Origin of the sequence: Novosphingobium kaempferiae (genome assembly GCF_021227995.1) — a bacterium.
GTDB lineage: Bacteria > Pseudomonadota > Alphaproteobacteria > Sphingomonadales > Sphingomonadaceae > Novosphingobium > Novosphingobium kaempferiae.
In genome coordinates this window covers 2634781-2645872 of the sequence record NZ_CP089301.1, presented here as the reverse complement: position 1 = coordinate 2645872, position 11092 = coordinate 2634781, and the positions used below count along the sequence as shown (strand labels likewise).

Sequence of the window (11092 nt, the reverse complement as noted above, 5' to 3'; positions counted from 1 at the left end):
ATATGAACGCCATCACCCGGATCCTCGACTGGCCTGCCGCGCCGCTGGAGGACAACCCGCTGGTCCTGTGGGACGCCGACGCCATCGCGCGCGCGGTCAGGGGAGTGGCGAGTACCGAGTTCACCGTCTCCGGCGTCGAGATCGACAGCCGCGACGTCCAGCCCGGCGACCTGTTCTTCGCGCTCAAGGGCGAGGCGATGGACGGCCACCGCTTCATCGATGCCGCCTTCGCCAAGGGCGCTGCCGCTGCAGTGGTGGACCGCCCGATCGACGGCCCGCACATCCTCGTCGAGAACACGATGGAGGCGCTCGAACGCCTTGGCGCCGCCGCCCGCCTGCGTGCCCGTGGACCGATCATCGGCGTGACTGGATCGGTCGGCAAGACTGGCGTCAAGGAGATGATCTTCGCCGCGCTCGACCGCTCCAGCCGGGGTGACGCGCACCGTTCGGTCAAGAGCTACAACAACCACGTCGGCGTGCCGCTCAGCCTCGCCCGCATGCCGAGCCGCGCGCGCTTCGGCATCTTCGAGATGGGCATGAACCACGCGGGCGAGATCGCCGCGCTGACCCGGCAGGTCCGCCCCGACGTAGCCGTCATCACCACGATCGCGCCCGCGCACATCGAGATGCTCGGCTCCGAAGAAGCCATCGCCGACGCCAAGGCGGAAATCTTCGAGGGGCTGGAAGAGGGCGGCACCGCCGTCATCCCGGCCGACAGCCCGCACTACATGCGCCTGCGCGAAGCCGCACTGGCCTGCGGGGCCAAGGTCGTTTCGTTCGGCAAGGCGGCGGATGCGGACGTGCGGTTGCTTGATGCGGTGCCGGCGATCGGTGGCGGCTCGCTCGTCACCATCGACATGGGCGAGCGTCGCGTGTGCTACACCGTCGCTGCGCCCGGAGAGCACCAGGCGGTCAACTCACTGGCGGTCATGGCTGCCGTCCGTGCCGTTAAGGGTGACTTGGGTGCCGCTGGGGTCGCGCTTGCCGAGATGGGCGGCCTCGCCGGTCGCGGCGCGCGGATGGAGATCGACGTGGACGGCGGCAAGGCCCTCCTGATCGACGAAAGCTACAACGCCAACCCCGCTTCCATGCGTGCCACGCTCGCGCAACTGGGCCGCACGCCCGCCAACCGCCGCATCGCCGTTCTCGGCTCGATGAAGGAACTCGGCAGCCACGGGCCGGACTATCACGCGGCGCTCGTCGAGCCGATCCGCGAGGCGGGCGTGGACTACGCCATTCTCGTCGGCGACGAGATGGGCGCTTTGGCCGATGGATTAAGGGGGGAACTGGGGAAATCCGGCGCTTCCGGCCTTGGCAAACCCGTGCCGTTCGCCCATTGCGCGAGTGTGCGGGAAGCTGTCGAAACCCTGCGTGCATTCGGCCTCGAACGGGATGACGCCATCCTCGTCAAAGGCTCGAATTCGGTGGGTCTGGCAGCACTCGTGACGGCGCTGGCAAAGACGGAAGGGTAGGGGCGAAAGCCCGCAAGATGCTGTATCTCATCGCAGAATGGTTCCATTACGAGGGACTGTCCAACCTCTTCCGCTACCAGACGTTCCGCTCGGGCGCGGCCTTCATGACGGCGCTGTTCCTCGGCCTGCTGATCGGGCCGAAGTTCATCAACATGCTGCGAGTCCGCCAGGGCAAGGGGCAACCGATCCGCGAGGACGGGCCGCAGAGCCACCTCGCGAAGCGCGGCACGCCGACGATGGGCGGCCTGATGATCCTGACCGCGCTGATCGGCTCGATGATCCTGTTCATGGATGTCACGAACCCGTTCGTCTGGGCCTGTGTGGCGGTGACGGTCGGCTTCGGCGCGATCGGCTTTCTCGACGACTACGACAAGGTGACGAAACGTCATCATGCGGGTCTTTCGAGCAAGCTGCGCCTTGCGCTCGAATTCGTGGTGGCGGGCATCGCATCCTACATCATCGTCAGCCAACTCAACACCAACCTCTACGTGCCGTTCCTGTCGGGCCGCTACATTCCGCTGGGGCCGTTCTACTACGTCTTCGCGGCCGTGGTGATCGTGGGTGCAGGCAATGCGGTGAACCTCACCGACGGGCTCGACGGCCTCGCGACGATGCCGGTCATCATCGCGGCAGGCACTTTCGCGATCATCTGCTACCTTGCGGGCCGCGTCGATTACGCCAACTACCTCGGCATTCCGCACGTTCCGCGTGCGGGCGAACTGGCAATCTTCTGCGCCGGGATCATGGGAGCGGGCCTCGCCTTCCTGTGGTTCAACGCGCCGCCTGCCGCCGTGTTCATGGGCGACACCGGCAGCCTTGCCCTCGGTGGCGCGCTGGGCTGCATCGCCGTTGCCGCGCATCACGAGATCGTGCTCGCCATCGTCGGCGGCCTCTTCGTGCTGGAGGCAGCCTCGGTCATAATCCAGGTCTTCTGGTTCAAGCGCACCGGTCGCCGCGTCTTCCGCATGGCGCCGATCCACCACCACTTCGAGCAGAAGGGCTGGCGCGAGTCGACCGTTGTGATCCGTTTCTGGATCATCTCGATCGTCCTCGCCGTGCTGGGCCTTGCTACCCTGAAACTGCGATAACGGGAGCAGGCGCGTGATCGTCTCCCCCGTCTTCGCCGGCAAGCGCTACGCGGTCCTTGGCCTCGCCCGTTCGGGCCTCACCGCCGTCGCCACGCTGGTCGAGAGCGGGGCGCACGTCATGGCCTGGGACAGCCGCGACGAGGCCCGCCAGCAGCTTTGCGAGTGGACCGATTGCGGCAAGGTCGAATTGGCCGACCCGGTAAGCGCTGACATCACCGGCTATGACGGTGTGGTCGTCTCGCCAGGCATCCCGCTAAACCGCCACCCCATCGCCGAGGCGGCAGAGCGCGCCGGCGTGCCGGTGATCGGCGACATAGAACTCTTCGCCATGGCCCGCGCCGACCTTCCGGCGCACCGGGTTGTCGGTATCACCGGCACTAACGGCAAGTCGACGACGACCTCGCTCGTCCACCACCTGCTCGAAGTCGCGGGCGTTCCGGCGCGTGTCGGCGGCAACATCGGTGTGCCGGTGCTCGGGCCGAAGCCGCTGGGCGAGGGGGGCGTCTATGTGCTCGAACTGTCGAGCTACCAGATCGACATCACCCGCAGCCTTGGTTGCGAAGTCGCGGCGCTGCTCAACATCACCCCCGACCACCTCGACCGCTACGACGGGTTCGAGGCTTACGCGGCATCCAAGGCCCGCCTGTTCGAGATGCAGGGGCGTGAGCGCAACGCCGTGTTCGGTGTCGGCGACAAGGAGACGCGCACGATCGCCCACATCGAGGCTGCGCGTCGCGCGCCCGGTCTGGTGCGCTTCGCCGACGGCGCGGACTTGCTCGACATCCAGAAGGAATGGCCCTCGCTGCAGGGGCCGCACAACCTCCAGAACGCCGCCGTGGCTGTCGCCATCGTCGAGGCGCTGGGCGTGAAGAAGGCGCAGTGGCGCAAGGGTCTGCGCACCTTCAGCGGCCTTCCGCACCGCATGGAGCGCGTCGCGGTCGCGAACGGCGTTACCTATATCAACGACAGCAAGGCGACCAACCCGGCCTCGACCGCGCCTGCCATCGCTGCGTTTCCGCCCGATCCCGAGCGGCGCATCCACTGGATTCTCGGCGGTCTGCCCAAGGGCGACAACCTCGACGAATGCGTGCCGTTCTTCGGCAACATCGCGGCTGCCTATACTATCGGCGACGCCGGGCCGCTGTTCGCCGAAATCCTCGCGCCGTATACCGAGGTCCATCGTTCCGAGATGATGGCGGAGGCGATCCGTCAGGCCATGGCTGCGGCCAAGCCAGGCGACGTGGTGATGCTGTCGCCCGCCTGCGCCAGTTTCGACCAGTTCCGCGATTACGAAGCGCGCGGGCAGGCGTTCCGCCAGATCGTCGAGGCGCTGCTGGAGGAGCAGGACTGATGGCCACCATCGCGCCGAACCCGAGCGCGCAGCGCTACAGCCGCAACCGTCGCAGCCAGCTCGCGATCTGGTGGCAGGAGATCGACCGGCCGACGCTGATCCTCGTCCTGATCCTCATGGCGATCGGTGCGGTAGCGGTGGCGGCGGGCTCGCCCGCGAGCGCGCGGCGTCTGTCGACTTCGGTGGAGAAGCTGCGCTCGCTGCACTTCTTCTATCTGCACATGCGCTGGCAGATCCTTGGCCTTGTCGCGATGTTCTGGGCGTCCAGCCTGACCAAGGAGAATGCGCGGCGTTTCGGCATCCTGCTGGCGGGCGCGATGCTGTTCGCGCTTGTGCTGGTTCCCGTGGTCGGCTCCGAAGTGAACGGCGCCAAGCGCTGGCTGCGCTTCGGCATCTCGCTCCAGCCGTCCGAGTTCCTCAAGTGCGGCTTCCCTATCCTGCTCGCCTGGATCGTGTCGTGGCGTGCGCGTGACCCGCAGATCCCGGTGGTGGGCATCTGCTTCGCGTTGATGGGGGTGCTCGGCGCACTGCTGATGCTCCAGCCGGACTTCGGTTCGACGATGCTGTTTTCCGGCGCGTTCCTGGTGCTGATCCTGCTTTCGGGCATCGACGTGAAGCGCATCGGCATGTTCGCGGGGGCAGGCGTCCTCGGCCTCGTCCTGATGTACTTCACTTATGACAACGGCCGGAACCGCATCGACAACTTCCTGTTCGGCGGTTCCGCGTTCGACCAGGTGGACCTTGCCCAGCGCACGATCCTCAACGGTGGATGGACCGGGCTCGGCTTCTGGATGGGCACGCGCAAGATGGCGCTGCCCGAGGCGCATACCGACTATATCTTCTCCGTCATCGGCGAAGAATTCGGGCTGCTCGCGTGCATGGTCATCGTCGTGCTCTACCTCGCGATCCTGACCCGCGTGATCCTGCGTCTGGTGGACGAGGAAGATCTGTTCACGGTGCTCGCCGCCTCGGGCTTTGCTGCGCAGTTCGGCGGGCAGGCGTTCATCAACATCCTCGTCAACCTGCAGCTGTTCCCGTCGAAGGGCATGACCCTGCCGCTCATCAGCTATGGCGGTTCGTCCACCGTGGCGATGTGCCTGAGCATGGGGCTGCTGCTCGCCGTCACGCGGCGCAACCCGTTCATCCAGCGTGAGAAGTTCAGCCTGCGCGCCGTCGGAGACCTGTCATGAGCCCGGTTTCCCGCCACTACGTCCTCGCCGCGGGCGGGACCGGCGGACACCTCATCCCTGCCTTCGCGCTTGCCGCCGAACTGCACGAGCGCGGGCATCACGTCGCCCTCGTCACCGACGAGCGAGGGGCGGCGATCCCGGGCAAGCCGGATTATCTGACCACCCACGTCCTGCCGCCGGGCCGGATTGCGGGCAAGAACCCGTTGGGCTGGCTCAAGGGCGCGAAGGGCGTGCTCGACGGTCGCCGCATGGCGCTGCGCCTGTTCGAGAGCTTCGAGCCGAGTGTCGTCGTCGGCTTCGGTGGCTATCCGGCGATGCCGACGATGCTGGCCGCGCGCGCTGCGAAGCTGCCGATCGTGCTGCACGAACAGAACTCGGTGCTCGGCCGCGTGAACCGCTGGTTCGCGAAGAAGGTGGATGCCATCGCCACCTCCGCCGAGAAGACCGAGAAGCTCGATCCGTCGCTGGCAAGCAAAGTCACGCTGGTCGGAAACCCGGTGCGGGAGGAAGTGCTTCGCCTGCGCGAGCAGCCGTTCCCGGAGTTCACCGAGGACAGCCTGTTCCGCATCCTCGTCACCGGCGGCAGCCAGGGCGCGCGCGTGTTGTCGGACGTCGTGCCCGAAGGTCTGGCGATGCTCCCGCCCGCGTTGCGTTCGCGTCTGCAGGTTATCCAGCAGGCCCGCGCTGAGGATATCGAGCGCGTCCGCGAGCGCTATGCGCAGCACGGTATCCCGGCAGAACTGGGCACCTACTTCGAGAATATGGCGGAGCGCCTTGCCGGTGCGCACCTGTTCATCGGTCGCTCCGGAGCATCGACCATAGCGGAACTGACCGCAGTGGGCCGCCCCGCGATCCTCATCCCGCTGCCTTATGCGATGGACGACCACCAGAGCGTCAATGCGCGCGAGATGGTTGCGGGCGGCGGCGCGCGGGTGATCCGCCAGCCGGCGATCACCACCGAGAACCCGGACGCCTACAAGGGCGACAAGCGCAACGCGCTGCTCAAGGAGCAGGCCGAAATCCACCAGAAGATGGCCAAGGACCTGTGCCTGCAGATCCAGGCGATCGCCCAGCATCCCGAGACGCTGGCGAACGCGGCGCATGCTTCGTGGAACTGCGGCTATCCCAACGCAGCCAAGGATCTGGCCGACCTCGTCGAGAGCTTCGGCGCGGCGCCGATCATGGACGTTATTAGAATGGAAAAGGCCAGCGCGCCCAAGGGCGGTGAAGCACTGGCGATGGAGAATATGAAGTGAAGGGCGTCGGCACCGACATCGGTACCATCCATTTCGTCGGCATCGGCGGCATCGGCATGTCCGGCATCGCCGAGGTCATGCACAACCTTGGCTACGCGGTGCAGGGCAGCGACATCGCCGAAGGCTACGTGGTCGAGGGCCTGCGCGCGCGCGGCATCAAGGTCATGATTGGTCACGCGTCCGAGAACGTGGAGGGCGCGGCGGTCGTCGTCACATCCACGGCGGTGAAGCGCGAGAATCCCGAGGTCGTCTATGCCCTCGAGCATCGCATCCCGGTGGTGCGCCGCGCGGAGATGCTGGCCGAGCTGATGCGCCTCAAGAACACCGTCGCGGTGGCAGGCACGCACGGCAAGACGACGACGACCTCAATGGTCGCCGCGCTGCTCGACGCAGGCGGCGTGGACCCGACCGTCATCAACGGCGGCATCATCAACTCCTACGGATCGAACGCGCGTCTTGGCGCGTCGGACTGGATGGTCGTGGAGGCCGACGAGAGCGACGGCTCTTTCCTGCGCCTCGACGGCACGATCGCTATCGTGACGAACATCGATCCGGAGCACCTCGATCACTACGGCTCGTTTGACCGGATCAAGGAATCCTTCGTCGAATTCATCGAGAACGTACCGTTCTACGGTGCGGCGCTGCTGTGCATCGACCACCCGGAAGTGCAGGCGATCATCCCCAAGGTGCGCGACCGCCGCGTGGTGACTTACGGCTTCTCCGCGCAGGCGGACATTCGCGGCGAGAATGTGACGCCGATTCCCGGCGGCAATCGTTTCGACGTGGCGCTGCGCCAGCGGGACGGCTCGTTCCGGCGGATCGAGGGGATCGAACTGCCGATGCCGGGCCGCCACAACGTCCAAAACGCGCTCGCCGCAGTGGGCGTCGCGGTGGAGATGGGCTGTTCCGATGCCTGCATCCAGACCGGCTTCTCCAAGTTCGGCGGCGTCAAGCGCCGCTTCACCAAGGTGGGCGAAGTCGAGGTAGAGGGCGGTTCCGTCACCGTGATCGACGACTACGGCCACCATCCGGTCGAGATCCGCGCCGTGCTTGCCGCCGCCCGCGAGGGCGTGAAGGGCCGCGTCATCGCCGTGGTGCAGCCGCACCGCTTCACGCGCCTTCGCGACCACATGGAAGACTTCCAGGCCGCCTTCAACGACGCCGACGTGGTCTATGCCGCGCCGGTCTACGCGGCGGGCGAGCAGCCGATCGACGGTGTGGACAGCGCCGCGCTGGTCGAGGGGACCAAAGCGCGCGGGCACCGCTCGGCGCAGGTCGTCGCCGGGGCCGATGCACTGGCCGATGCACTGGCAGGCTCGATCCTGCCGGGCGACATGGTCGTGTGCCTCGGCGCGGGGGACATCACCAAGTGGGCCGCAGGGCTCGCCGATGGCATCCGGGCGCGGAGGGCAGGGTGAGCCTCACACTCGATCAGACGGCTGTACGCGGCAAGCTGACGGCGAACGCGCCGCTGGCGCCGCTCGTCTGGTTCAAGGCTGGCGGTCATGCGCAGTGGCTGTTCGAGCCGAAGGATCTGGCCGACCTGCAGGATTTCCTGCGCGGCCTCGACCGGGCGGTGCCGGTCATGGCGCTAGGCCTCGGCTCCAACATGATCGTCCGCGACGGTGGCGTTCCCGGCGTGGTGATCCGGCTGGGCAAGGCTTTCGCCAAGGTTGCGAAGCTGGATGACGTCACGCTCGACTGCGGCGGCGGGGCGAGCGGAATCCTCGTGTCCTCCACGGCGCGCGATGCAGGCATTGCGGGCGTGGAGTTCCTCCGCTCGATCCCCGGCACCGTGGGCGGCTTCGTGCGCATGAACGGCGGCGCTTATGGCGGTGAGGTTAAGGACATCCTGATCGACTGCGACGTGGTGCTGCGCTCCGGCGAACTGGTGCCGCTCAGCAATGCAGACCTTGGCTATACCTATCGCCATTCCGAACTGCCCGAGGGCGCGGTGGTCGTCTCCGCGCGCTTCAAGGGGCGTCCCGGCGAACCTGCCGCGATCCAGGCCGAGATGGACCGCATCTCCGCCGCGCGCGAGGCGTCGCAGCCGCTGCGTTCCAAGACCGGCGGCTCGACCTTCAAGAACCCCGAAGGTCACGCGGCATGGAAGCTGGTGGACGAAGCAGGTTGCCGCGGCCTCGTTCTGGGCGGCGCGCAGGTGAGCGAGAAGCACACCAATTTCCTGCTCAACACCGGCGAGGCCAGCAGCGAGGACATCGAAAACCTCGGTGACGAGGTGCGCCGCCGGGTGAAGGAAAAATCCGGCGTCGATCTCGAGTGGGAAATCCAGCGCGTCGGCCAGAGGGTTGAGGGAGGGCGCCCATGAGGGACGACCGCCTTTCCCGCCATGAACAGCAGATCCTCGACAACATCGAGGAATTCGGCTGCCACATCACCGTCGTCACTCCGCCCGATGACGCCGATGAGGAGGACGAGAGCGAGGAGCGCTTCGCCTACTCGGTCGGCTTTCGCACCACCGTCAGCCAGCCCGAGGTGATCGTCTTCGGCTTCTCGACCGAACTCTCCGCCGCCGTCATCAACGGTGTGCTCGACATGTGCCGCGAAGGCTTCGTGATGGAGGACTGGAAGGAGATCGACGGTCTCCTCAAGGGCCACCGTTGCATGCTGCGCGAAGTCGAGCCGGAATGCCTTATCCCGCACTATTTCAACTCGGCGATGTGGTACGCCGAGCATGAGGGCGAGGAAATGTCCCGCGCGATGCAGATCGTCTGGCCGGGCGTCGACGACGGCCTCTTCCCCTGGGACAAGGACTGCTCCGACGCCGTCCGCGACCTGCAAACCCCGCTTTACCGAACGAGTCTGAATTCATGAGCCTGAACCCTATCCACGTCGCAGTCCTGATGGGCGGTTGGTCGAGCGAACGCCCGGTCTCGCTGATGAGCGGCGAGGGCGTAGCCAAGGCTCTGGAATCCAAGGGCCACAAGGTCACGCGGATCGACATGGACCGCGACGTCGCGCTGCGTCTGGCCGAGGCGAAGCCCGATGTCGTGTTCAACGCGCTCCACGGTGCGCCGGGCGAGGACGGCACAGTGCAGGGCATGATGGACCTGATGGGCCTGACCTACACTCATTCGGGCCTCGCGACTTCGGTGATCGCCATCGACAAGGAACTGACCAAGCAGGCGCTGGTCCCGCATGGCGTGCCGATGCCGGGTGGCCGGGTGGTCAAGTCCGCCGATATTCACGAGCGCGATCCCTTGCCGCGCCCCTATGTGCTCAAGCCGGTCAATGAGGGTTCCTCGGTCGGCGTCGCCATCGTCACGACTGAAGGCAACTACGGCAATCCCATAGCGAAGGACGTGAAGGGGCCGTGGCAGGAGTTCGACGAGCTGCTGGCCGAGCCCTACATCCGGGGGCGCGAACTGACGACGGCGGTGATCGGTGATCGTTCGCTGCTGGTCACCGAACTCAAGCCGAAGTCGGGCTTCTACGACTTCGATTCCAAATACACCGACGGCATGACCGAGCATGTCTGCCCGGCCGAGATCCCCGACGAGATCACGCAGGCGTGCAAGGACATCGCCCTGCGTTCACACCAGCTGCTTGGCTGCAAGGGCACCAGCCGTTCGGACTTCCGCTGGGACGATACGCAGGGCGTCGAGGGGCTGTTCCTGCTCGAAGTGAACACCCAGCCCGGCATGACTCCGCTCAGCCTCGTCCCCGAACAGGCGCGCGCCTGCGGGATGGACTACCCCGAACTCGTCGAGGCGATCATCGCCGAGGCCATTGCCGACAAGCAGGCCGGGACCAAATGAGCCAGACCATCCGGCGCAAGGGCACGACTGCCCGCAAGGCCGCCGCGCAGCAGGGGCAGCAGCGCAAGGTGCGCGTCGCCAAGGCGCGGACCGGCTCGGCGCTCGACATGGTCATGGCCTGGCTGCCGTTTACTGAGACGCAGCTCCACAAGATCTTCCTCGTCGCCATCCTCGGCGGTGCGGCGGCGCTGGTCTGCGTGGTCGCCTCGTTCGCGGGGCTGCCGGGGCTGGCCGGGCATCAGATGGCGCTGGTCGCAGGCCAGACCGGCTTCGAGGTCAAGCGCGTCGAAGTGCGCGGTGTGAAGAACATCAACGAACTCAAGGTCTACGAGAAGGCGCTTGCCGAACGGGACCGCGCGATGCCGCTGGTCGATATCGAGGCACTGCGGCAGGATCTGCTCGGCCTGTCGTGGGTCAAGGATGCGCGCGTCTCGCGCCAGCTGCCCGACACGCTCGTCATCGACATCGTCGAGCGGGAACCGCACGCGGTACTGCGCAAGGCCGACCGTTTCGTCCTGATCGACGAGACGGGGCACGAACTCGAAGCCGTCAGCCGCAAGGACGTGGGCGGCAAGCTCATCGTTTCCGGCCCCGGTGCGGGCCAGCAGGTGATCGCGCTCGGCAAGATGCTGGAAGCCGCGCCCGCGATGAAGCCGCGCGTGGCCGAGGCCGAGTGGATCGGCAATCGCCGGTGGAACCTGACCTTCCAGTCCGGCCAGGTGCTCGCGCTGCCCGAGGGCGACCGTGAGTCCGCCGGGGCGCTGGTCACCTTCGCGCGGCTCGACGGCACCAACCGTCTGCTCGGAGGCAAGGTCACGGCTTTCGATATGCGCGCCAAGGACCGCATCTACATGCGCGTGCCCGAGCAGGAAGGGCAGGAACTCGCGCTGAAGGCGGGCTCCGTGCCGCGTACCGGCGCGACGGAAGATGCCGGCGGGCAAGTACAGTGAGGGGCA

The 11092-nt window shown here is 66.6% G+C and carries 10 protein-coding genes; all 10 read left to right on the top strand.

Annotated elements, in window-relative coordinates; genetic code table 11:
- Window positions 1–2 precede the first annotated feature (2 nt).
- From LO787_RS11980 to LO787_RS11935, 10 genes are read left to right on the top strand one after another with little or no spacing between them, the layout of a single operon-like run.
- A complete protein-coding gene (locus tag LO787_RS11980) occupies window positions 3–1472 on the top strand; it encodes a UDP-N-acetylmuramoyl-tripeptide--D-alanyl-D-alanine ligase (RefSeq protein WP_232496055.1) in 1470 nt (489 codons plus the stop codon).
- A 17-nt stretch (window positions 1473–1489) separates the two neighbouring features.
- Complete coding sequence (gene mraY / locus LO787_RS11975) at window positions 1490–2560, top strand: phospho-N-acetylmuramoyl-pentapeptide-transferase (protein WP_232496054.1); 1071 nt, start codon at window positions 1490–1492, stop codon at window positions 2558–2560.
- Window positions 2561–2573: 13 nt separating this feature from the next.
- The gene (murD, locus tag LO787_RS11970; protein WP_232496053.1) at window positions 2574–3911 is read left to right on the top strand and encodes a UDP-N-acetylmuramoyl-L-alanine--D-glutamate ligase; all 1338 of its coding nucleotides are present in this window, start codon (window positions 2574–2576) and stop codon (window positions 3909–3911) included.
- Window positions 3911–5101: an FtsW/RodA/SpoVE family cell cycle protein gene (locus tag LO787_RS11965; RefSeq protein ID WP_232496052.1), complete on the top strand. Its 1191-nt coding sequence runs from the start codon at window positions 3911–3913 to the stop codon at window positions 5099–5101. The genes murD and LO787_RS11965 overlap by 1 nt, the downstream gene beginning before the upstream one ends.
- Window positions 5098–6357 (top strand): undecaprenyldiphospho-muramoylpentapeptide beta-N-acetylglucosaminyltransferase, encoded by a 1260-nt coding sequence (murG, locus tag LO787_RS11960; protein WP_232496051.1) that lies wholly within the window; start codon window positions 5098–5100, stop codon window positions 6355–6357. The genes LO787_RS11965 and murG overlap by 4 nt, the downstream gene beginning before the upstream one ends.
- The gene (gene murC / locus LO787_RS11955; protein ID WP_232496050.1) at window positions 6354–7775 is read left to right on the top strand and encodes a UDP-N-acetylmuramate--L-alanine ligase; all 1422 of its coding nucleotides are present in this window, start codon (window positions 6354–6356) and stop codon (window positions 7773–7775) included. Before murG ends, murC begins: the two co-directional genes overlap by 4 nt.
- Window positions 7772–8686, top strand: coding sequence for a UDP-N-acetylmuramate dehydrogenase (murB, locus tag LO787_RS11950; RefSeq protein ID WP_232496049.1), 915 nt, complete (start codon window positions 7772–7774; stop codon window positions 8684–8686). Before murC ends, murB begins: the two co-directional genes overlap by 4 nt.
- Complete coding sequence (locus tag LO787_RS11945) at window positions 8683–9192, top strand: DUF4262 domain-containing protein (RefSeq protein WP_232496048.1); 510 nt, start codon at window positions 8683–8685, stop codon at window positions 9190–9192. Before murB ends, LO787_RS11945 begins: the two co-directional genes overlap by 4 nt.
- Complete coding sequence (locus tag LO787_RS11940; RefSeq protein ID WP_232496047.1) at window positions 9189–10136, top strand: D-alanine--D-alanine ligase; 948 nt, start codon at window positions 9189–9191, stop codon at window positions 10134–10136. The genes LO787_RS11945 and LO787_RS11940 overlap by 4 nt, the downstream gene beginning before the upstream one ends.
- A complete protein-coding gene (locus LO787_RS11935) occupies window positions 10133–11086 on the top strand; it encodes a cell division protein FtsQ/DivIB (protein ID WP_232496046.1) in 954 nt (317 codons plus the stop codon). Before LO787_RS11940 ends, LO787_RS11935 begins: the two co-directional genes overlap by 4 nt.
- Window positions 11087–11092 lie beyond the last annotated feature (6 nt).